Annotated in this window: 12 protein-coding genes; 10 read left to right on the top strand and 2 right to left on the bottom strand. The window is 66.3% G+C overall.

The features are described from left to right. The first annotated feature begins 78 nt into the window (after positions 1-78). Positions 79-1,317 (top strand): MFS transporter, encoded by a 1,239-nt coding sequence (locus ACESMN_RS00950; RefSeq protein ID WP_373051709.1) that lies wholly within the window; start codon positions 79-81, stop codon positions 1,315-1,317. A gap of 33 nt (positions 1,318-1,350) precedes the next feature. On the opposite strand, the gene ACESMN_RS00945 is transcribed toward ACESMN_RS00950, so the two are convergent. Next, positions 1,351-2,790: a phospholipase D-like domain-containing protein gene (locus ACESMN_RS00945; RefSeq protein WP_373051708.1), complete on the bottom strand. Its 1,440-nt coding sequence runs from the start codon at positions 2,788-2,790 to the stop codon at positions 1,351-1,353. A gap of 373 nt (positions 2,791-3,163) precedes the next feature. Here ACESMN_RS00945 and otsB point away from each other — a divergent pair, with 373 nt between their 5' ends. The 9 genes from otsB to ACESMN_RS00900 all read left to right on the top strand — a co-directional run bounded on the left by otsB (position 3,164) and on the right by ACESMN_RS00900 (position 23,622). Beyond that, the gene (gene otsB / locus ACESMN_RS00940; RefSeq protein ID WP_373051707.1) at positions 3,164-7,282 is read left to right on the top strand and encodes a trehalose-phosphatase; all 4,119 of its coding nucleotides are present in this window, start codon (positions 3,164-3,166) and stop codon (positions 7,280-7,282) included. Beyond that, positions 7,279-9,207 (top strand): 1,4-alpha-glucan branching protein GlgB, encoded by a 1,929-nt coding sequence (glgB, locus tag ACESMN_RS00935; protein ID WP_373051706.1) that lies wholly within the window; start codon positions 7,279-7,281, stop codon positions 9,205-9,207. Before otsB ends, glgB begins: the two co-directional genes overlap by 4 nt. Positions 9,208-9,213: 6 nt before the next feature. Then, the gene (locus ACESMN_RS00930) at positions 9,214-11,211 is read left to right on the top strand and encodes an alpha-1,4-glucan--maltose-1-phosphate maltosyltransferase (RefSeq protein WP_373051705.1); all 1,998 of its coding nucleotides are present in this window, start codon (positions 9,214-9,216) and stop codon (positions 11,209-11,211) included. A gap of 35 nt (positions 11,212-11,246) precedes the next feature. Then, positions 11,247-14,564, top strand: coding sequence for a maltose alpha-D-glucosyltransferase (treS, locus tag ACESMN_RS00925; RefSeq protein ID WP_373051704.1), 3,318 nt, complete (start codon positions 11,247-11,249; stop codon positions 14,562-14,564). A 96-nt stretch (positions 14,565-14,660) separates the two neighbouring features. Continuing rightward, positions 14,661-16,628, top strand: coding sequence for a 4-alpha-glucanotransferase (locus ACESMN_RS00920; RefSeq protein ID WP_373051703.1), 1,968 nt, complete (start codon positions 14,661-14,663; stop codon positions 16,626-16,628). Between the two features lie 121 nt (positions 16,629-16,749). Next, on the top strand, positions 16,750-19,410 hold the full coding sequence (locus tag ACESMN_RS00915; protein ID WP_373051702.1) for an AMP-binding protein: 2,661 nt from the start codon (positions 16,750-16,752) through the stop codon (positions 19,408-19,410). 114 nt (positions 19,411-19,524) lie between these two features. Then, complete coding sequence (gene ppsA / locus ACESMN_RS00910; protein WP_373051701.1) at positions 19,525-21,942, top strand: phosphoenolpyruvate synthase; 2,418 nt, start codon at positions 19,525-19,527, stop codon at positions 21,940-21,942. A 66-nt stretch (positions 21,943-22,008) separates the two neighbouring features. Then, positions 22,009-22,938, top strand: a complete 930-nt coding sequence (locus tag ACESMN_RS00905; RefSeq protein ID WP_373051700.1) for a 1-phosphofructokinase family hexose kinase — start codon at positions 22,009-22,011, stop codon at positions 22,936-22,938. A gap of 54 nt (positions 22,939-22,992) precedes the next feature. Then, positions 22,993-23,622, top strand: a complete 630-nt coding sequence (locus ACESMN_RS00900; protein ID WP_373051699.1) for a response regulator transcription factor — start codon at positions 22,993-22,995, stop codon at positions 23,620-23,622. A 33-nt stretch (positions 23,623-23,655) separates the two neighbouring features. Here the strand turns inward: ACESMN_RS00900 and ACESMN_RS00895 are convergent, their stop codons facing one another. Next, positions 23,656-23,982 carry a hypothetical protein gene (locus ACESMN_RS00895; RefSeq protein WP_373051698.1) on the bottom strand — a complete coding sequence of 109 codons (327 nt, stop codon included), beginning with the start codon at positions 23,980-23,982 and terminating at the stop codon, positions 23,656-23,658. Between the last annotated feature and the right edge of the window lie 191 nt (positions 23,983-24,173).

Here is a 24,173-nt window from a genome sequence, read left to right as displayed (position 1 = left end):
AGCGCTGCCGAATGACCGGTCATCCGTCGGCGGATGCCGCCCGGTGGCGGGAACCGCGGCGCCAGGAGGATCCCCCGAATGGCCGGTTCTTCGGACATCAGGACCAAGGGTTTCGCGGCCTTGATGATCACGGTGTTCATCAATGCCCTGAACGATAATTTCTTCCGCCTCGTCTTCATCTTCCTCGCATTGCGCGTATATGTGACCGAAGGGGAGGGGACGTTCTACTACAGCCTGATCGGCTTCATCTTTCTGCTTCCCTTCGTGCTGTTTTCGCCCTACGCCGGCTTTGTCGGTGACCGTTTCAGCAAGAAGGCCGTGATCGTCGGCACCCGTGTGGCCGAGGCCGTGGTCCTGATGACGGCGGCCGTGATGCTGGTGCTGCACAACATGGCGGGCCTGTTCTTCGCCCTGTTTCTGATGGGGCTGCAAAGCGCGTTCTTCAGTCCGGTGAAGTTCGGCATCCTCCCGGAGATCGTCCGCGAAGAGGAACTGTCACGGGCCAATGGCCACATGCAGCTTTGGACCTTCCTCGCGATCATCCTCGGAACCGCGTTGGCCGGATTCATCATGGGATGGGCGGGAGACGACCTGCGGATTCCGGCGCTCGTGATCGTCCTGTCTTCCCTCCTCGGTCTGGCATCGAGCGTGTTCGTCACCCCCACCGAGGCGGAGAGCGATCCGGCCCCCTTCCGGCTGAATGCCTTTGCCGACGTCGGCGCAGCCATCGACGAGATCCGTCAATTCCGCACGCTGTTCCTGGTCGTGATGGGCATCGCCTGGTTCTGGGCACTGGGTACGCTGTATCAGCTGAACGTGCCGATGTTCGCCGAGCTGGAACTGGGGGTGGGGGAACTGCGCACCGGCATCATCCTCACGCTGCTGGCCGTGGGGATCGGCGTCGGCAGCATCGTCGCCGGGCACCTGGCCGGTGGCCGGATCGAGATGCGGCATGTGCCGGCGGGAATGATTTCCACGGGCCTGTTCAGCGTCCTGCTGTTCGTTGCTGGCGGCAGTTATGCCGCCACCCTGATTCTTTCCTTGCTGCTCGGGGTCGGCGCGGGCTTCTTCATCGTGCCGATCTCAGCCTATCTCCAGAATGAGAGCCCCGCCAGACGGCGCGCGCGCTTCATCGCCGCAAGCAACTTCCTGGCCTTTGCCGCCATGCTCGTCGCACCCGTGCTGTTCTGGGTTCTCACCGGACCGCTCGGTGCCACGGCCGAGCACATCTTCGTGTTCTCGGGCCTGGCGTCGATCCTGGTCGGCATCTACACCATTCATCTCTTCAGGCGCGGCACGCTGGACGGGATCTCCTGACTCGCGGAGATCGGGTCGCACCCGTGGCGCGGATCAGAATGAGGACAGGCCGGTGGCCTCCATCAACCGATAGCGCCAGTAACGCAGTCGGGAATCATCGGCATATTTCTCGTAGGGGAGGGTGTGCATCCGGTCCTGCTCGTTGTACCAGCGGGCATCGAAGATCCCGGCGGCATCGGCGATCACCCGGGATCCCGGCTCGGCCCGAACCTGTACGCTGGTCTCGAGGTTGAAGTTGTCGAGGTTGCGCCGGGTGAAGTTCGCGGAGCCCGCGAGCAGGTTGGCTTCTCCCGTCGGAGTGCGGTGCAGCAGCATCTTCGCGTGGCACTGTTCGCCGGTGGTGTTGCACCAGCGCACCGGCACACCCGCCGCGTTCAGCTCCAGCGCGACCTGCCGGTTGGGGATCCCGCGCTTTTCGAGGCCGAATGCATCACGATTCGGATCGAGAAGCACCCGTAGTGCGACGCCGCGCTGCTGCGCGGCAATCAGGGACTTCACGATGGCCCGGTGCGACAGATAGAACATCCAAAGCTCCAGCCGGTCCCCCTGGCCGGCGCCATCGATCATCTCCAGTGCGGCGTCGCGGATGCGCGATTCGGTCAGGATCCGGATCCGGACGGACGAGTCCACGGCCTCGTTGGCCTCGTTGGCCTCGGGCGGATCGGGGAAGGCCATTTGCACGCCGTTCGAAAACGCCGCGACCGCCCGCTCGGTGTGCAGCAGATCGATTGCCGCGTCGCCCCGGAAACGCAGGGCAATGTTGTCGTGGCGGCTGCTGGCGTCATGGGGATTTCCGGAGGTGACCAGGCCGGTCCAGCCCTCCGGCCCATCCGCGACCAGCGTCTTGCGGTGGTTCGCCTTGAAGTTCAGCAGCGCGAGATAGGTCCGCAGGGTCACGGGCGTGTCGCCCACCGGGTTCGGGAGCCAACCGCCACGCGGGCTGTTGCCGAACCACTGACAGCAGATGCGCCAGGCCGCCGACCACAGGGGATTGGGATCCCGCAGGGCCTGCAGATCCGTCTCGATCACATCGATCCCGTGCGCCTCGAGCCGCGAGAACAGGGGTTGCTCGACGCCGCCGTAAAGGGTGTTGAAGGGGTCGGTGATCAGCAGTGCCGCGATTTCTGCCCGCTCGGCGTGGCGTTCGGTCAGTCCGTTGGCGAACTGTCTCGAGAGCGGTCGATGCGTATCGTCGACGGCCCCGGCAAACCGGTTCACCAGAAAGAAGTCCGCCACGATCAGCGACTCGGCCTGTGCGATCATCTCCAGCACGGCGTCGAATATCTCGTGCTCGGTGTGGCGATCGCCGTTCGAGTTCATCCAGGTGGAATCGACGAGGAACTCGACATCCTCCGCCGGCCGATAGGGTGTGGCGACATCGAGTCCGTCGGGAAGCGGTTTGTAGAGGTGGTAGGTGGCCACCGACAGGTAGACAGCCACCAGTCCGAAGAGGAATGCGCGTCCCGGCCTCATGCCCGTGCCGGCGGTCGGGGTGACGGCGACGGCGGGATCCCGGCGACCTTCAACCGGATCCCCCCGCCCGGGAAGGGGACTCGTGACGCGCAGATACGATCCTGTCGGCAGAGTCTTGCGGCATCGCGATCACCTGTCTCAAACCGCGAATCGTGGCATGTCGCCCGCGTGTGCACCAGCGCCAGGAACGAAAGACCGGGTTTCCCTGTCTACCGGGGTACGCGCAGGACGATGCGGGGATGCCTGCCTTGGGCAGGGTGTCCCGGTTTGGACACGGCCATTGCCGCGGTCGCTCTTCGACCCAGCCCTCCCTGCAGGACGGGCCGGTTTCCGAAGACGCCACACGCAGTTTCCACATTGACCGGAGGCCCAGATGAGGGACGGGGCGAAATGGAGGTCATCGATCGACGCGGCCCTTTTCGATATGGACGGGGTCGTGACGGACACGGCGCGGGCCCATGCGGCCGCCTGGAAGCGCCTGTTCGACGAATATCTCGAGGCGCGTGCGGAACGGCTCGGCGAGCGGTTCGAGCCCTTCGATGCCGGCGAGGACTACCGCCGCTACGTGGATGGACGTCCTCGCGCCGAAGGCATCCGCAGCTTTCTCGACGCGCGCGGGATCGAACTGCCGGAGGGCGACGACGGGGATGGACCCGACGAGGAGACCGTCGCCGGCCTCGGCAAGCGCAAGAATCGCTATTTTCACGACTGGCTGCAGGAACACCGCGTGCACGCGTTCCCGGGCACGCTCAGGCTCATCGAGGCGCTGCGGAACGGCGGAGTCCCGGTCGCGGTGTTCTCCTCCAGTCGCAATGCCGAAGCCGTGCTGCGCAGCGCGGGACTCGTCGACCGCTTCGACGCCCGGGTCGACGGCAACGACCTGCTGCGCCTGGACATCCGCGGCAAACCGGAGCCGGCGATGCTGCTGGAGGCGGCGCGGCTGCTCGGGGTCGCGCCCGACGCCTGTGCGGTCTTCGAGGATGCCGTCATCGGGGTCGAGGCGGGCGTGCGGGGTGGCTTTCGACCCGTGATTGGCGTGGCACGCGACGATCAGGGCGAGGATCTGCTTCAGGAGCAGGCTGACCTCGTCGTGGCCGACCTGGCCGAGCTTCGCTACAGCCAGGCAGAGGGACTGGTCCTGCGCACCCTCGACAGCCTCCCCGATGCCCTCGAGCACGAAAGGGACCTCGTTGTCCGGCTCGAGGGCGGGCGCGCCACCGCGTTCCTCGACTATGACGGCACCCTGGCCCCGATCGTCGAGGATCACACCAAGGCCTTCCTTCCTGCAGACCTGCGCGCGGCAGTGGCGGCACTCGCGCGCCATTGCCCCGTGGTGATCGTAAGTGGCCGCGACCTTGCGAAACTGCGGGAGCTGGTTGCGCTCGATTCCGTCTGGCTGGCGGGCAGTCACGGGTTCGAGATTGCCGGCCCGAGGGGTAACGAACACCGGCTTGAGAAGGGCAGCGAGTTTCTGCCGGAACTCGATGCGGTGGAACAGGAGCTGAGGGAGCGGCTGACCGGCATCGAAGGGCATTCGCTGGAACGCAAGCGCTTCTCGATCGCCGTCCACTACCGGCGCGTCGACGCCGCCGAGGTGGACCGGCTGATCGCGGTCGTCCGGGAGATCCTGGAGGCGCACCCCAAGCTCCGGTCGGGTCGCGGCAAGAAGGTGATGGAGATCCGCCCCGACATCCACTGGAACAAGGGCGAGGCGGTGCAGTGGATCATCCGCGAGCTGAGCGCCGAGCGCCCGGACAGCGTACCGGTCTACGTCGGGGATGACATCACCGACGAGGATGCCTTCCGCGCGCTTGCCGGGCAGGGAATCTGTGTCGCGGTCCAGTATGATGAAACGCGTCCGACCGCGGCCGACTACACCGTCGACGATGTGCGCGGTGTGAAGCGTCTCCTGCAGTCGCTGGCGGGGATCCTGGTCGCGCAGGCGCCCGGGGCGCCAAGGATGCGCGATACGAGGCGAGGTGAGTGGTCACTGCGCTATTCGGGTTACCGGCCCCAGCAGGAGCGGCTCCGGGAGGCGCTCTGCACGCTGGGTAACGGGTATTGCGCCACGCGCGGCGCCGCGCCGGACGCGCGCGCAGACGACGCCCACTATCCGGGGAGCTATCTGGCCGGTGGTTACAACCGCCTGGTCAGCGATGTCGCCGGGCGCAGGGTCGAGAACGAGGACCTGGTCAACCTGCCGAACTGGCTGCCCCTGACCTTCCGTATCGGCGAGGGCGAGTGGTTTCGGCTGGATGACACGGAGATCCTCTCCGTCGACCAGGAACTCGACGTCGTGCGCGGTCTGTTGCGGCGCAGCCTTCGTTTCCGTGATCCCGAGGGCCGCACGACGCTGTGGCGTGAGTCCCGACTGGTCAGCATGGCCTCGCCCCACCTCTCGGCCCTCCGCGTCGAGTTGACCGCCGAGGACTGGTCGGGACCGATCACCGTGCGTTCCTCCCTCGACGGCAGCGTGGTCAACGACGGGGTGAAACGCTACCGGGGTCTCGAGAACCGGCATCTCGAGGTCCTCGAGGCGGATCATCGGGGCGAGGGCACCCTGTTTATCCGCACGCGCACCAATCAGTCCCGGCTCGGACTTGCCCAGGCCGCGCAGACCCGCGTGTACCGGGACGGTGCCGAGGTCGATGCCGATCGGCGAACGATCATTGAGGACCGGAGTGTGGCGCAGGAGATCGCGCTCGATCTGTCCGAAGGGGATGCGATCGAGGTGGAAAAGCTGGTTGCGCTGTATTCGTCCCGCGACGGGGCAATCTCCGAACCCGGGATCGAGGCATTGCGGGCGGTCGGTCGTGCCGGCCGTTTCGACGCGATTCGTTCCCGGCACGAGATGGCCTGGAGACACCTCTGGGAGGAATGCGACATCACCCTCGAGGATGACGCGGCCCCGGCGACGGAACTCAAGCTGCGCATCCACATCTTTCACCTGCTGCAGACCGCCTCGAAACACTCGGTGGATCTCGACACCGGCGTTCCCGCGCGCGGCTGGCACGGAGAGGCCTACCGCGGGCACATCTTCTGGGACGAACTGTTCATCTTCCCCTTCCTGAGCCTGCGCATTCCGATGCTGACACGAGCGCTGCTGCGCTATCGCCACCGCCGCCTCGGTGAGGCCCGGCGGGCGGCGCTGGAGGCCGGTTTCCGGGGTGCAATGTATCCCTGGCAAAGCGGCAGCGACGGCCGCGAAGAGACCCAGCGGCTGCATCTGAACCCGGCTTCGGGGCGCTGGCTGCCGGACACCTCGCACCGGCAGCGCCACATCAACTCGGCGATCGCCTACAACATCTGGAAGTACTTCCAGACCTCGGATGATGCGGAATTCATGAATTTCTACGGGGCGGAGATGCTGCTGGAGATCGCCCGCTTCTGGGCCAGCGCGTCGGTCTACAACGCTGCGCTGGATCGCTACGAGATCAAGGGGGTGATGGGGCCGGACGAGTATCACACTGCCTATCCGGGAGTGGATCCCGAAGACGAGGGCGGGGTCGACAACAATGCCTACACCAACGTGATGGCCGCCTGGGTGCTGACCCGGGCGCGTGACGTGATCGCCCTGCTGCCACAGATCCACTGGCACGAGATCCGCGAACGCATGGCCCTGTCGGACGAGGAACTGGATCTGTGGTACGAGGTCAGCCGCAAACTGCGCGTGCCGATGCACGAAGACGGGATCATCAGCCAGTTCGAGGGTTACGAGGACCTGCAGGAGTTCGACTGGGACGGCTACCGGGAGCGATACGGCGACATCCGGCGCCTGGACCGCATTCTGGAGGCGGAGGGCGATTCGCCGAACCGCTACAAGGTCTCCAAGCAGGCCGACGTGCTGATGCTGTTCTATCTCTTCTCGGCCGAGGAACTGACGATGCTCTTCGAGCAGCTCGGCTATCCCTTCGACCCGGAGGCCATCCCGCGCAACGTCGAGTATTACGCGCATCGGACCTCGCATGGTTCGACCCTGAGTCAGGTCGTGCACTCCTGGGTGATGGCGCGTTCCGACCGGTCGCATTCCTGGGACCTCTTCCAGCGGGTCCTGGACAGCGACATCAGGGATATCCAGGGTGGCACGACCCCGGAAGGCATCCACGTCGGTGCGATGGCGGGGAGCGTGGACCTGGTCCAGCGCTGCTACCTGGGTATTGGCACCCGGGGCAACGTGCTGCACTTCGATCCGGCATTCCCCCCGGAACTGCACCGCGTGCAGGTACGGCTCCATTACCGGAATCAGACGCTGGAGGTCAAGGCCGACCACGACCAGCTGGAGATCCGAAGCGGCGCGTACACCACCCGATCGATCACGGTTGCATATCGCGGTCACTACCGTGAGCTGGCCCCCGGTGACCGCTGCTGCTTCCGGCTGCTGAAACCCGAGGAACGCGTGCGTGACGAGAATCGGAGGGGAGCCGCCGACACCGATCGCCCGGAACAGCATCAGGGGGCGCTCGCGGAGCTGAGCGGGGAGGGAGCTCGATGACCAACGCCATTCCACCGGTCCGCTACGGGGTGCCCATGCTGAGCGACCACGACATCTACCTGTTCAGGCAGGGACGACATACCCGCCTCTACGAAGGGCTTGGCGCTCATCTCCGCGAGGTCGACGGGACGGGCGGAGTCAGCTTCGGGGTGTGGGCGCCGAATGCACGTGAGATCTCGGTCATCGGCGACTTCAATCACTGGCGTCCCGGCACTCATCCGCTGCAGCTCCGCGGCGACGGATCCGGCATCTGGGAGGCGTTCATCCCGGGCCTCGGGGCGGGAGAACGGTACAAGTTCCATGTGGTGTCGCGGTATGGCGACTATGCCGCCGACAAGGGGGATCCCTTCGCGTTCGCCTGGGAGGAACCTCCCGGCACCGCCTCCCGGACCCAGGGGCTGGACTATTCCTGGAATGACGCCGCATGGATGGAGCGCCGCCATCGGGCCAACGCGCTGGACGCACCCTGGTCCATCTACGAGATGCACCTCGGATCCTGGCGGAACGCAACCGGGGAAGAGGACCGTCTGCCCCGATACCGGGAGCTCGCGGACTGGCTGCCGGCCTATCTCGACGAGCTCGGCTACACCCACGTGGAATTCATGCCGGTCACCGAGCATCCGTTCTTCGGTTCCTGGGGCTACCAGACCACCGGCTATTTCGCCCCGACCGCGCGCTACGGAACACCCCAGGACTTCATGTTCCTGGTGGATCGCCTGCATCAGCACGGCATCGGCGTGATCGCGGACTGGGTGCCTTCGCATTTTCCGGACGACGAACACGGACTGCGCTACTTCGACGGCACCTATCTCTTCGAGCATGCCGATCCCAAGAGCGGTTTCCATCCCGAGTGGCAGAGCTACATCTTCAACTACGGACGGCACGAGGTGCGGTCCTTTCTGCTCAGCAGCGCGCTGTTCTGGCTGCAGAAATACCATCTGGACGGACTGCGCGTGGATGCCGTGGCCTCCATGCTCTATCTCGACTACGGCCGCAAGGAGGGGGAGTGGATTCCCAATGAGCATGGCGGCCGCGAAAACCTGGCCGCAGTCACCTTTCTGCGCGATCTGAACGAGGCGGTCTACCGGGATCTGCCTGACACCCAGACCATCGCCGAGGAGTCCACCGCGTGGCCGATGGTCACGCGGCCGACCTATGTGGGCGGCCTGGGCTTCGGCATGAAGTGGAACATGGGCTGGATGCACGACACGCTGGCCTATTTCGCGAACGATCCCCTCTACCGCAAGTATCACCATGAACGGCTGACCTTCAGTCTGTCCTATGCATTCGACGAAAACTTCGCCCTCTCCCTGTCCCATGACGAGGTGGTGCACGGCAAGGGTTCGCTGATCAACAAGATGCCGGGCGACGACTGGCAGAAGTTCGCGAACCTGCGGGCGCTGTTCGGATACATGTACGGACACCCCGGCAAGAAGCTGCTGTTCATGGGGTGCGAGTTCGGCCAGTGGCGCGAATGGGACCACGACCGCGGGCTGGACTGGGAGCTGCTGGAGCAGCCCGCACACCGCGGCCTCCGGCACTGGCTGGGCGATCTGAATCACTTCTACCGGAGCCAGCCCGCCCTGTTCGAGCAGGATTTCGTTGCGGCCGGTTTCGAGTGGGTCGACCATCAGGATGTCGAGGAGAGCACGGTGAGCTTCCTGCGCAAGGCGCGGGATCCCGACGATATCGTCCTGGTGGTCTGCAACCTGACGCCCGTGCCCCGGGAGAATTACCGACTCGGGGTTCCCCGTGGCGGGTGGTGGCGGGAGATGCTGAACAGCGACGCCCGCACCTACGGCGGCAGCGGGCGGGGCAACCGGGGCGGCGTGGAGGCCGCGCCGGTGGGCGCGCACGGCCACTACCATTCGCTGATCCTCGACCTGCCCCCGCTGGCGGTCCTGTTTCTGAAACCGGGAGACTGACGGCCGATGACACGCGTGTTTCCCGAGGAAGGTCGGCGCCGCGTGGCGATCGAAACCGTTCGGCCGCGGGTGGACGGGGGACGCTTTCCGATCAGGCGCAGCGTGGGCGAATCCGTGTGCGTCGAGGCCCGGGCCTTCACTGACGGCCATGACCGGATCCGGTGCGTGCTGCGCCATCGGCGCGAGGATGGCGTGCAGTGGCACGAAACGCCGATGGTGCCGGGGCGCAACGACTGGTGGCGCGCTGAGTTCACGGTCCCGGATCTCGGGCGCTATGTCTACACCGTCACGGCCTGGGTGGACCATTTCCTGTCCTGGCGCCATGACCTGGAGCGCCGCACCGAGCCGGAAGACATTCATGTGGCGCTGTTGATGGGCGCGGAACTGGTGGCGCGGACTGCGGAGCGGGCCATGGGCGCCGATGCGGAGGTCCTGGCGGAGACGGCGGCAACGCTGGCCAACGGCACCGATCCGGATGCACGCATGGCGCTGGCGACGGGCACCACCCTCGGTGAGTTGATGGAACGCCATGCCGATCGCAGCCTGGCCACCGTGTCCTCGCCGGAGCTGGGGGTGACCGTGGAGCGGGAGCGGGCACGGTTCGGCGCCTGGTACGAGGTGTTTCCGCGCTCCTGCGGGGCGACCGACGATAGCCACGGTACCTTCCGCGACTGCGAGAACTGGCTTCCGTACATCGCCGGGATGGGCTTCGATGTTCTTTACCTCCCGCCGATCCATCCCATCGGCCGCATCCGGCGCAAGGGACCCAACAACACGCTGGCGGCGGGTCCCGATGATCCGGGCAGTCCCTGGGCCATCGGCGCCCCGGAGGGCGGGCATCTGAGTGTGCACCCGGCGCTGGGGACACTGGAGGACTTTCGCCGGCTCGTCGCAAGTGCCCGGGACCACGGGCTGGAGATCGCGCTGGACATCGCCTTCCAGTGCGCCCCGGACCATCCCTATGTGCAGGAGCACCCGGCGTGGTTCCGCCACCGGCCGGACGGCAGCGTGCAGTATGCGGAGAATCCGCCGAAGAAGTACCAGGATATCTACCCCTTCGATTTCGAGACCGCCGACTGGCAGGGCCTGTGGCTCGAACTCGAGGGCATCTTCCGTTTCTGGATCGAGCAGGGGGTAAGGATCTTTCGGGTGGACAATCCCCACACCAAGAGCTTCGCGTTCTGGGAGTGGGCGATCGCCTCGATACAGCGCGACTTTCCCGAAACCCTGTTCCTGGCCGAGGCGTTCGCAAGGCCGGCCGTGCTGCACGGACTGGCCAAGAGAGGCTTCAGCCAGTCCTACAACTATTTTCCATGGCGCAACACCAAACACGAGCTGACCGCGTATTTCACCGAGCTCACGCGCGGCGAGGGACGGGAATATCTGCGCCCCAGCCTGTGGCCCAATACGCCGGACATACTGCCCGAGTACCTGCAGTTCGGCGGTCGCCCGGCGTTCATGATCCGTGCGACGCTTGCGGCGACCCTGGGCGCCAGCTACGGCATCTACGGTCCGGCCTTCGAACTGGTCGAAACCCGGGCCCGGGAGCCGGGCTCCGAGGAGTATCTCGATTCCGAGAAGTACCAGATCAGGCAGTGGGATCTGCAACGACCCGACAGCCTCAGGGATTACCTGACCCGCCTGAATCGCATCCGTCGTCAGAATCCGGCATTGCAGCATGACTGGAATCTGTGCTTCCACGCCATCGACAACGAGGAAATGCTGTGTTTCAGCAAGACCGCGGAGGAGGAGGGCGATGTGGTGTTCGTCGTGGTCAACCTCGATCCCGTGCACACACAGTCGGGATACGTGGAAGTCCCGCTGGAGGAATGGGGTCTGGATCCGGCGCAGCCCTACCAGGTGCATGACCTGCTCGGCAATTCGCGGCATCTGTGGCACGGGCCGCGCAACTTCGTGAAGCTCGATCCGCGGGCCGGTGCGGCCCATATATTCCGCCTCAGGAGACGGCTGCGGACCGAGCAGGATTTCGACTATTACCTATGACGAGGTGGAACTCGATGACCGCGCAGGAGCCCGGCATGCAGGACGATCCGCTCTGGTACAAGGACGCGATTATCTACCAGATGCATGTCAAGGCGTTCCTGGACAGCAACGACGATGGCATCGGCGATTTTCCGGGCCTGACCAGCAAGCTCGACTACATCCAGGATCTCGGCGTCAACACCCTGTGGCTGTTGCCCTTCTATCCCTCGCCCATGCGCGATGACGGGTACGACATTGCCGACTACCGCAACATCCACCCCGATTACGGCACCCGCAGGGACTTCCGCGCCTTCATGCGCGAGGCCCACCGCCGCGGCCTGCGCGTGATCACCGAACTGGTGATCAACCACACCTCCGATCAGCACCCCTGGTTCCAGGCAGCCCGCAAGGCCCCGCCGGGCAGTCGCAAGCATGCCTTTTATGTGTGGAGTGACAGCAGGGAGAGGTTTCCCGAGACCCGGGTGATCTTCACCGACAGCGAGGTCTCGAACTGGACCTGGGACGACGCCGCCGGCGCCTATTACTGGCATCGGTTCTTCCACCACCAGCCCGATCTGAATCACAACAATCCGGAGGTGGTGAAGGCCGTGATCCGGCTCATGCGGTTCTGGCTGGACATGGGCGTCGACGGGCTGCGCCTGGACGCCATTCCCTACCTTTGCGTGCGCGACGGGACCAACAACGAGAACCTGCCGGAGACCCACGCCGTTCTCAAGCGCATGCGCGCGGAGGTGGACGAACACTACGGCGCGCGCATGTTTCTGGCGGAGGCGAACCAGTGGCCCGAGGATGCCCGGGAATACTGTGGCGATGGCGACGAATGCCACATGGTCTATCACTTCCCGCTGATGCCGCGCATGTACATGGCCGTGGCGCAGGAGGACCGCTATCCCATCCTGGAGATCATGGGCCAGACCCCGGAGATCCCCGATACCTGCCAGTGGGCCATCTTCCTGCGCAACCACGACGAACTGACCCTGGAGATGGTCACCGACCGCGAGCGCGACTACATGTACGAGCGTTACGCGGCGGATCCGCGCATGCGCGTCAACGTCGGGATCCGCCGCCGACTTGCGCCGCTGATGGAGAACGATCCCGAGAAGATCAAGCTGATGAACAGCCTGCTGATGTCGATGCCCGGCTCGCCGATCATCTACTACGGCGACGAGATCGGCATGGGGGACAATTTCTTTCTCGGGGATCGCAACGGCGTGCGCACGCCGATGCAATGGAGCCCGGACCGCAACGGCGGCTTCTCCCGCGCCGATCCCCAGTTTCTGTATCTGCCGCCGATGATGGATCCCGTCTACGGGTATGCGGCGGTGAATGTGGAGGCGCAGAGCCGGGAGCCCTCGTCGCTGCTGAACTGGATGAAGCGGCTGATCGCGGTGCGCAAGGTCCATCCCGCCTTCGGTCGCGGCACCCTGAGCTTTCTGCAACCGGGCAACCGCAAGATCCTGGCCTACGTGCGCGAATACGGCGAAGAGTCGGTGCTGTGCGTGGCCAATCTCGCGCGTTCGGCACAGCCGGTGGAACTCGATCTGGCCCGCTTCAAGGGCAGGGTGCCGATGGAGCTGATGGGACGCACGGCGTTCCCCCCGATCGGGGATCTGCCCTATCTCCTCACCCTGCCGGGACACGCCTTCTACTGGTTCGAGCTGGCCAGCGACGCGGCGGCGCCGGTCTGGCATCAGGAGATGCTGCCGTCGATCGAACTGCCGGTGCTGGTATTGTCCGGCGGCTGGCAAAGCTTCCTGCCGGAACCGCGGCCCCCGGGCCCCGGGGCGGCCTCCGGTGTTGCGGTCAAGCTGAAGAAGCGTCTGGAAGACGAGGTCCTGCCCGCCTTTCTGCGCGAGCAGCGGTGGTTTGCGGCCAAGGGACAGGCGCTGGTGGCCGTGGAGGTCGCACAGGTATCGCAGTGGGCCGCCACAGACGGGGAATGGCTGCTGATGTGGGTGCGGTGCCGCTTCGAAGGCGGCATGACGCAGACCTACCTTCTTCCGCTCGGTCTGGTCTGGGGCGACATCGACGAGGATCCGGTGCGGGTGATGCTGCCCGCCGCGGTCGCGCGCGTGCGCGAGAAGGCCCGGGTGGGTGTGCTGCACGACGCAGCGGTGGCCGAAGATTTCGTCCACGCGCTGGTCGCGGCGATGGCGAGGCCATCGGATCAGCCGCTGGGGTCGGGCATGCTGCGCTTCCGTCCGAGCGCGGCCTATGCGGAGCTGGCGGGCGCGACCCCGCACCGCAACCTGCGCCGCCCGGGGGCCGAGGGAACCAACAGCACGGTGGTGATCGGTGACGGACTGTTCCTCAAGCTCTACCGGCGCATCCAGCCGGGGCTGAGCCCGGAACTGGAAATGGGACGCTACCTCACCGAGGTCTCCCCGTTCCCCAACATCTCGCCCCTCGCGGGGTCGGTGGAATATCAGGGCCCCGACGAAGAGCCCTCCACCCTGGCCCTGCTCCAGGGCTATGTCGCGAACCAGGGCGACGGCTGGAATTACAGTGTCGACTACCTGGTCCGCCACTTCGAGGATTGCCTGGCCCGTCCCGACGAGATCACGGCCGATGTGCATGTCGACTACCAGCGCCTGATGCATACCCTGGGGCAGCGTACCGGCGAACTCCATGTCGCTCTGGCGAGGCCCGGCAGCGACCCGGCCTTCGCTCCCGAACCGATGCAGTCCGGCGATCTGGAGTCCTGGGGCAACCGCGTGCGCGAAGAGGTGCACGCCAGTCTCGACCTGCTCGCGGGGCGCCGGCGCGCGTTGCCGGGAGAGGTCAGCCCGGCGGTGGAACGCCTGCTGCAGGCCCGGGATGCATTCCTTCGGCGGATTCCGGAATGGACCGGCCGCGAGGTGGATGCGGTGAAGATCCGCCATCACGGCGACTATCACCTGGGTCAGGTGCTGTTGACCGAGAACGACTTCGTGATCATCGATTTCGAGGGCGAGCCGATTCGCCCGATCGCGGAACGCAGGCTCAAGCATTCGCCCCTGCGCGACGTCGCGGGAATGCTCCGTTCCTTCAGCTACGCAGGCGCCGCGGCGCTGGCGGACTGCACCGCCGAGCGACCGCTCGACCGTGAACGCCTGCTGCCGCACCTTCGGCATTGGGAAGGGGTCAGCACTGATGCCTTTCTCGCTGGTTATCGCGAGGCTGTGGCGGATTGTCGGGCATCTCCCGCGGATGTCGGGGACTTCAGCCGACTGACCCGTCTGTTCGTGATGGAAAAGGCCCTCTATGAATTGCGTTACGAACTGGATCACCGCCTGGACTGGGTCGGCATCCCGGTCGATGGCCTACTGAACCTGCTGGAGGAGACCGGCAGCGGAGGGAATGATGGGGCGTGAGGCGCTGCGGCCCCGCGTCGGCTGCGCGGTCGCAGCCGGCGCGTTGCTTCCGGCCCCGACGTCGGATCCGTCCGGGCGACCGATCGGGAGGCTTCGATGCCGGAGGTCGTGAGCCGCCAGGGATGCGCCGCGGTTCCATTGCCGGACCCCGCGATCACCGAGGCATTGCGCGTGCTCGGCAAGCGACGTCTTGCGCTTGCCATCCACGACAGCTGTCTTCCGGGTCTGCCCGGCGAGGACATCGGGCGGGGCGCGCTCTACAGCCGGGGGGCACTGGAATTCCTGGCCTTCCTGCGCGGCCTGGGTTTCGACAGCATCCAGTTGGGCCCCTTGGGACAGACGCCGCGCAACGACCCCTCGCCCTACAACGGCACCGTGTTCTCCCGGAACATCCTGAACCTGGATCCGGGCAGCCTGGCTGCCCGCGGTGAAGGGGCCGGCCTGCTCGATCCCGGCGCCCTCGAAGGCCGGGTCCGGGAGTGCCCCTGCGATGATGGATCCCGCAGCGTTCACGGCTATGCCTTCGATGCCGGGCACGCAATGCTGGAGGAGATCCACCGAAACTTCGCGGCGGCGCGGCAACGGGGCGATCCGGGGGCCTTCAAGCTCGATGCGGAACTACGTGTCTTTACCGCCCAGAATCGCGACTGGCTCCAACCCGACGCGCTCTATCACGTGCTCTGGCGGCACCATGGACAGAGGCGCCATCGGCACTGGCCGGTGATCGACCCCGCCTGTCCGGATGCGGACCTGTACCGGCATGTCGGCCAGGGATCGGACCCGTGCAGATCCCGCCGGGAGGCCCTGTTCGAGGCGCATCGTGATGCGCTTGAACGCTATCGCCTGGGGCAGTTCCTGGTGCAGCGGCAGCACGCACGGTTCCACTCCGAGGCGAAGAGGCTCGGGCTAAGACTCTACGGCGATCTCCAGGTCGGTCTCTCGGACTGTGACGAGTGGATCCGTGGCGGATTGCTGCTGGCGGATTACCGCATGGGGGCGCCACCGAGCCGCACCAATCGCGACGGACAGCCCTGGGGCTACGGGGTGTACGACCCGGATCAGTATCGCGATGCCGACGGTGCCGCCGGTCCCGTGCTCCGCTTCATGCATGCCCGGATCGAAAAGATGCTCGGGGAGCTCGATGGCCTGCGCATCGATCACCCGCACGGTCTGGTGTGCCCCTGGGTGTACCGCGCCGATGATCCCGATCCGTATCACGCGGTGCAGCATGGCGCGCGCCTGTTCTCATCGCCACAGCTGCCCGATCACCCGACCCTTGCCCGTTATGCGCTCGTCGGGGTGGCGCAGTTGAACCAGTCTGTTCCCCGCCACGCGGACGACTGGGTGCGGTGGCTGCGGCCGGATCAGGTCGAGCGCTACGCGCCGTTGCTGGAGACGGTGGTGAAGGTGGTTCGGGAACATGGCGGCTCGAGCGCGGACATCCCCTGCGAGGTGCTGAGCACATTGCCTCATCCGGTGGCGGCTGTCATCGGTCGCCTGGGGTTGGGTCGGTTTCGGGTGACGCAGAAGGCGGACCCCCGCAACCGTGACGACGTCTATCGCAGCGAGAACGCCGAGGCTCGGGACTGGATCATGGTCGGGACTCACGACACGCCGTCACTCTGGCATCTGGCCCGCCAGTGGATGGAGGACGGTGAGCGGGCCCGGCAGGAGGCGGAGGATCTTGCCGCGCGACTCGTCACGCCGCCGGAACGGGAGCGCTTCGCGCGCGAATTGGCAGGGGATCGCAACAAGCTGGTGCATGCCAAGTGGGCGGATGCGTTCGCCAGCCCGGCAGAACAGGTCATGGTGTTCTTCGCCGATCTGCTCGGCCAGGAGCAGACCTACAACCGGGCCGGTTTCGTCGATGCCGAAAACTGGACCCTGCGGGTGCCGCGCGACTACGCGACGGCCTTCCCGCGTAAGGTGGCCCGGGGTGAGGCCCTGGACCTGCACTGCGTACTGGCCCTGGCGCTGCAGGCGCGAGGCCACGATTTCGCGGATATGCACCGCGAACTGATCCAGCGTCTGCGCCAACGGGCTGATCGCTGGTGGACCGGGTGATGACATCGTTGGCGATGCGCGTGCGCCCGCGATCTTATGAACCGGCCCGCTCCTGGGTTCGGGGGCAGGTAGCGCAGGGAAGATCCCTGCTCGGGGTCACCCTTTCCGGAGGCGCCATGACATGAGTGCCCAGACCATCGACCAGCTCCTCTCTTCCCGTTCCGTATCCGAGGACCAGACGGCGATCGTCGTGATGAGCCGCGAGAGTTCCGACGCCACCTCGCGGGCGGCCCTTTTCGAACGGGCGGGCCGGCTGGCGGCCGGTCTGGAGAAAGCGGGGCTGGAGCGCGGCGACCGGATCGTGATCCTCGCTCCGAACAGTGCCGACTGGGTGGTCTCCGCGCTCGGGGTGATGAATGCCGGGGGCGCGTTGGTGCCGCTGGACACGCAGATGCCGCGCGAGGACCTGGAACATGCCCTCTCCGATTCCCAGCCGCGCTTCGTCTTCACCACGTCCAGGCTCGAGGACCGTCTGCCGGACGGTCTGGGCGATGTACCGGTCTACCTCCTGGATGCCGAGCCGGATGCCGCGGAGGCCTGGGAAGGTCTCCTGAAGGAGGAACCGGCGTCATCCGTCGCGGAATCGGACGATATCGCGGCCATCTTCTACACCTCCGGGACCACGGGGCCGCCGAAGGGCGTGCCACTGACGCACCGGAACCTGAGCAGCAACGTGGAGGCGCTGTGCGAGCAGGAACTCGCGGACGACCGCGACCGGGTGCTCGTGCCGCTGCCGTTCCATCACGTGTATCCCTTCACGGTCGGCATCCTGATCCCCATGACCATCGGCGCGCCGATCATCGTGCCCTTCTCCCTGGTGGGACCGCAGATCGTGCGTGCGCTGCAGGAAGGCGAGGCGACCGTGATGCTGGGGGTGCCCCGGCTTTACGAGGCCATATGGCAGGCCCTGCAGGACAGGGTCTCGAGTCGCGGCCGAATCCCCGCGCTGGTGTTCCGGCAGACGCTGGGCGTGTCGCGGCTCGCGCGCCGCAGGCTCGGGCTGCGTCTGGGACGGAAGCTGTTCAAGGGCCTGCACAAGCGCCTGGCCCCGCGCCTGCGGCTGGTGGTCGCGGGCGGAGCCGCGCTGGACCCCGACCTCGGGCGCAACCTGCTGGCGCTGGGTTGGGAAGTCGGCACCGGCTACGGTCTCAGCGAGACCTCTCCGATCCTCACCTACAATCCGCCGGACCGCCTGAAGCTCGAGGCCGCCGGTCTCCCCCTGCCCGGAGTGGAACTCGCAATCGACGATTCCGATTCCGGGGACGGGCGGGGCGAGCTGATGGTACGGGGGCCGAACGTGTTCGCGGGCTACCTGAATCTTCCCGGGAAGAACGAGGAGGACTTCGAGGAGGGCGGCTGGTTCCGCACCGGCGACACCGGCGAGATCGACGAGGACGGCTACCTGCACCTGCACGGTCGTGAATCCTCGATGATCCTGCTCTCCGGCGGGGAGAACGTGGATCCGGAACGGGTGGAGGATACCCTGCAGGCGATCGAAGAGGTGCGGGAGATCGGCGTCCTTGAGCACGAAGATCGCCTGGCGGCGGTCGTGGTGCCGGAGTCGGACCTGCTGCGCGAGGTGACCGGCGAGGACCTCGAGCAACGGGTCAGGGAAGTGGTGAAGAAGGCGGCGAAGGAGCTGCCGAGCCATCACCGTCCGGGCGAGCTGCGCATTGCCCTCGATCCGCTGCCCCGCACCCGCCTCGGCAAGCTGCGGCGGCACAAGCTGGAGGAGCTCTTCGAGGAGCTGGGGAAGGAAGACGCGGTATCCGAGGCACGACCCGAGCCGGTCTCCCCGGAGTCGATGGCGCCCGAGGACCAGCAGTTGCTGTCGGATCCGGGGGCGGAGAAGACCTGGAATTACCTCGCCGAGCGCTTCCACGATCTTCGCCTGACCCCGGACACCAGCCTCGCCGACGAACTGGGGATCGATTCGCTCAGCTGGGTGGACCTCACGCTTGCGCTTCAGGATCGCGCCGGTATCGACCTCGACGACTCCGCGATCGAACGGGTCGAGACGGTCCGGGACCTCCTGCAGGAGGCGGCCGGGGCCTCCGAGGCCCGGGAGGGCCGGGGCGAACTGAAGAAGCAGCTCGAGGACCCGGAATCAATGCTCGACGAGGACCAGCGAAGGGCCCTGGAACCCCCGGGGCCGACTCGCCGCGTCGTCGGTTGGCTGCTGCTGGGCCCTGCGCGGGTGCTCTCGCGCCTGTTGATGCGCGTAGAGGTGCGCGGCAGTCTTCCGGACGACGGCCCCTGCATCATCGCGCCGCGTCACCTGAGCTTCGTGGACCCCCTGGCGCTGCTGCCCGCTCTCGGCAGGCGGGACCTCGAGTCGCTCTACTGGGCGGGCCTGCAGGAGTACCTGTTTTCCAACCGGGTGTCACGGGCCTTCAGCCGGATCGCGCGGGTCCTGCCGATTGACCCCGGATCCGCACCGCGCAGGAGTCTCGCTCTGGCGGCGGCCTGCGTGGCGCGTGGCCACGGGCTGATCTGGTTTCCGGAAGGGCAGCGTTCTCCGGACGGCACGCTGCAGCGCCTGCGGCCCGGGATCGGGCTGGTTCTCGCCGCGCAGCCGGTGCCGGTGGTGCCGGTCTGGATCGACGGCACCCGGGAGGTGATGGCACCCGGGCAGCACTTCCCGCGTCCGGGCAGACGGGTACGCGTGACCGTCGGCGATCCGGTCGCACCCGAGACCTACGGCAGCGACGAGCGCGAGATCGTGAAGGCCCTGCAGTCGGCGCTGGAGGATCTGGGCGAGTCATCGGAGGCGCGGGGATAACCGAGGGGACGGGGAGGGACGGGAACGCCGGAGGGGACGGGGGACAGATTGATAAATCTGTCCCCGGGGGGCCGGAGCCGGGGGGCCGCCAAACACGACAGGAGGACGTGAAAAATGAGCGACAAAGCGCTGATTTTAAGCCTATCGGAACTGACCCAGAACGACTCGGATGAGGTGGGCGGCAAGAACGCGAGCCTCGGCGAGATGATCGCGACCCTCGAGGCACAGGGCATTCGCGTACCGGGAGGCTTTGCGACCACGGCCGCGGCCTACTGGCGCTTCATCGACGACAACGGGCTTCGCGACCCGATCGCAGAGGCCATGGGCAAGCTGAAATCCGACCAGTCCAACCTGAAGTCCGTCGGCGCGGAAGTGCGCGGCATGATCGAGAAGGGGCACTGGCCGGAGGACCTCGAACACGCGATCGTCGAGGCCTACGATGAAATGCGGCGCGAGACCGGCAGGAAGGAGCTGGATGTTGCGGTGCGTTCCTCGGCCACGGCGGAGGATCTCCCCAGCGCCAGCTTCGCAGGCCAGCTCGAGACCTACCTGAACATACGGGGGCACGAGGCCCTGCTCGCTGCCTGCCGGAACTGCTACGCCTCCCTGTTCACGAATCGCGCCATCGCCTATCGGGAGCGGCAGGGCTTTGATCACCTGCAGATCGCGCTGTCCGTTGGGGTCCAGCGGATGGTGCGTTCCGACAAGGCCGGATCGGGGGTGATGTTCTCGCTGGACACGGAGACCGGGTATCCCGGGGTGGTCCTGATCAATGCCGCCTGGGGCCTGGGCGAGACGGTGGTGCAAGGCAGCGTCGATCCGGACGAATACCACGTGTTCAAGCCACTCCTTGCGCAGGCGAAGCCGGAGGGCCCGCTGCTGCCGATCATCGAAAGGCGTCTCGGGGGCAAGGAGATCAAGCTGGTCTATGCCCGCAAGAAGGGGGACGAGAGTCCCGCGCGGACCGTGGAGACCACGAAGAAGGAGCGCGCCGCCTTCGTGCTGTCGGACCCGGAGATCCTGACGCTCGGCCGCTGGGGCGCGCTGATCGAGGCCCATTACGGCAAGCCGATGGATATCGAATGGGCCAAGGACGGGGAGAGCGGCGACCTGTTCATCGTGCAGGCGCGCCCGGAGACCGTGCATTCGCAGAGGGCCAACGAACCGTTCCGCTCCTGGAGGCTGGTGTCCCGGGGCAAGAAACTGGTTGAGGGTGTGGCCATCGGCGACTCGGTGGCGACCGGCGCGGTCCGGGTGCTGAAGAGCCCGGAGGAGAGCGGCAAGCTGCGCCAGGGGGACGTGCTGGTCACCGGCATGACCGATCCGGACTGGGTGCCCGTGATGAAGAAGGCGGCGGCGCTGGTCACCGATCAGGGTGGACGCACCAGCCACGCGGCGATCGTCTCCCGGGAGCTGGGTCTGACGGCGGTGGTCGGTGCCGGAGATGCCAGCTCGAGCCTGAAGGACGGGCAGGAGGTGACGGTCTCCTGCGCCGAGGGGCAGCGGGGGTTCGTCTACGAGGGCGAATCGGAGGTGGAGGTCAGCGAAACCGATCCCGACGAGGTCGAGGACACGCGGACCGACATCATGATCAACCTCGCGAACCCTGGTGCGGCCTACCGCTGGTGGCGGCTGCCTGCGAAGGGAATCGGGCTGGCCCGAATCGAGTTCATCATCGGCAACGACATCAAGGTGCACCCGCTGGCCCTGATGCACCCGGATCGCGTCGAGGACAAGGCCGCGAGGAAGACGATGGCCGAACTGATCCGCGGTTACGAGGATGGTGCGACATTCTTCGTCGACCGCATGGCACGGGGAATCGCCCGGCTGGCGGCTGCACAGTGGCCAAATCCCGCAATCGTCCGGCTCTCGGACTTCAAGACCAACGAATACGCCGGCCTGATCGGGGGGCGTGGCTTCGAGCCTAAAGAGGCCAATCCGATGCTGGGCTGGCGGGGTGCGAGCCGTTATGTGGACGGCCCCTATGCCGAGGCCTTCGCGCTCGAGTGTGCCGCGGTGCGGCGCGCCCGGGAGGAGATCGGCCTGGAGAATATCCGGGTGATGATCCCCTTCTGCCGAACGGTCGACGAGGCCGACCGCGTGCTGGCCACGATGGCGGAGCACGGGCTGGTGCGCGGCAAGGCAGGACTGGAGATCTACATGATGGTCGAGATCCCGTCGAACGTGATCCTGGCGCGCGACTTCGGGGCCCGGGTCGACGGCTTCTCCATCGGGACCAACGACCTGACCCAGCTGGTGCTGGGTGTCGACCGCGACAACGATCTCCTCGCGTCGCTGTTCGATGCCCGCGATCCTGCGGTGAAGGCCGCGATCGCCGAGCTGCTGGAAAAGGCGCGGGATGTCGGCGTAAAGACCGGCCTGTGCGGTCAGGCCCCGAGCGATCACCCCGAGTTCGCCGCGTTTCTGGTGGAGCAGGGAATCGACAGCATCTCGGTGAGCCCGGACAGCTTCATGGCCGTGAAACGGATCGTGGCCCGGGCCGAAGCGAAAAAGGGCTCGCGGGATGAGTGAGGCGCAAAGTCCTAGCCCGGCTGCGGTGTCCGTGAACACCCCCACGCAGAAATCCGAGGAAATGCCATGCAACCCGTGATCACGCTCACGATGAATCCCGCACTGGACGTCAGCACCTCGGTCGACGAGGTGGTCAGTACACACAAGCTGCGCTGTTCGGGTGCCCGCTTTGATCCCGGCGGCGGTGGCGTCAATGTCGCCCGCGTGATCGCGCGCCTGGGAGGCAGGGCCACCGCCCTCTTTGCCGTGGGCGGCGCCATCGGCGACGTGTACCGGGGGTTGCTGGAGGCCGAGCTGGACCGGGCGCGGCCGATCGAAATCGAGGGCAACACCCGCCAGAGCTTCAACGTGAACGAGGAATCCACCGGCAAAGAGTACCGCTTCGTGCTGGAAGGCCCGAAATGGCAGGATAGGGAGTGGCGCGGGGCTCTGGATCGCGTTGAGGAGGCGCTGTCGGAAGGAGAGTACCTGGTGGTGAGCGGCAGCCTGCCGGACGGGGTTCCCGACGACTTCACGGCCCGGGTGGCCCGACTCGCGAAGCGGGCAGGAGCCCGGTGCGTCGTCGATGCCTCCGGTGCCGCGCTGGAGGCGGCACTGGACGAAGGGGTCTTCCTGGTCAAGCCCAACAAGCGGGAGCTGCGCGATCTCACCGGGGCACGCCTGGATTCCCGGGAGGAGCAGGAAGACGTGTTGCGGCGGATCCTGGAAGATGACGGCTCCGAGATCGTCGTGCTGAGCCTTGGCGGTGACGGCGCGCTGTTTGCGTCGAGTGACGGCATCTTTCACCTCGCCGCCCCGGAGGTGGAGGCCCGCAGCGCGGTGGGTGCCGGCGACAGTTTCCTGGCTGCGCTGGTCCTGCGCCTCGCCGCGGGCGACTCACTCGAGGATGCCGGCCGCCACGCGGTGGCGGCAGGCGCGGCTGCGCTGCTGAGCGAGGGTACCGAATTATGCCGGGCCGAGGATGTCGAGCGGGTGTACCGGGAGCTTTCATCCTGAGGTCACCCGGCACCCTCACCCAGCGAAGTTCCAGACTGTGCATGGAGACGTGGAATGGACCAGACGAATACGATATTCATGCTGGACGACGACAAGGCGACGCGCCGCTCGCTGGCATTGGCCCTCGAGCTCGCCGGTTACCGGATAAGGACCTACGCGTCGGCGGAAGACATGCTGGCGGACCTGGATCCGGAACAGCCCGGCTGTCTCCTGCTGGACCTGCGGATGCCGGGCATCAGCGGCCTCGAGGTCCAGGAGATGCTGAACGCTCGGGGCTGCACGATGCCCGTGATCTTCATGTCGGCCTTCGCGGCCGTTCCCGCGACCGTGCGGGCAATCAGGGGTGGCGCCATCGATTTCCTTGAGAAGCCGTGCCCGATGGAGGTGCTCACCGAGCGCATCGAACACGCCCTCGAGATCGATCGGAGCCAGCGGGGAGAGCGGAACTGGCAGGGGCACATTCGGAGTCGGGCCGCCGAGCTGACCCGGCGTGAGGCGGAGGTCCTGCACTTCGTCACCGAAGGGCTCAGCAACAAGGAGGCCGCCAGGCAACTCCACATCAGTCCGAGGACCGTCGAGAAATACCGGGCACGCGTGATGGAGAAGATGGAGGCGGAGAGCATCCCCGAGCTCTGCCGGATGGCTTCGGTCCTCTCTGATGCGGATCCGGCCCCCCGCCCCTGACGAGCACCCGCGGCAGGGGCCCGCACAGGTGCGTCAAACGTGGGGGTGGGCACTTTCCATGAGGGGCGGGCCGGCGCGCATCAGTATCTCGGCCGATGACAGGGAATTGTCACGGAAACTGATCCAGATCCCGTCGGGCCAGCGTCGGGTAACGGTTCCCAGGAGATGGTGGCCGTCGCCGTCGGCGTAGGGTTCGGGAAAGACGATCGCAACCGTGCTGCCGGCAATGGGACCCGTGTACTCGAGGAAGACGCCATTGCGGCAGAGCTTTCGGGTCTCCACGCGGGCCACGGGCTCGTTGTCGCTTTCCAGGAGAACATTCGTGCGCACCCAGATGCAATCGTCAGCCTCTTGCCTCATCTTCGTTCTCCTACACAGCCTTGTCAGAAAGGAGTCCGTACGCCGGAATCGGCGACACGACGCTTCGTTCAAACAAGAGCCTAATGTGGAGCCGATGCCGCGTGTAAGGCAGGCAAGCACCTAGGTATAACTACCCACGGTGATCGTCATCAGCAATGCCCCGGCGGGGTCGCAGGAGCGGCCTCGTGGGA

This window comes from Thioalkalivibrio sp. (assembly GCF_041690275.1).
GTDB lineage: Bacteria > Pseudomonadota > Gammaproteobacteria > Ectothiorhodospirales > Ectothiorhodospiraceae > Thioalkalivibrio.
This window is presented reverse-complemented; position numbering and strand designations above follow the sequence as displayed.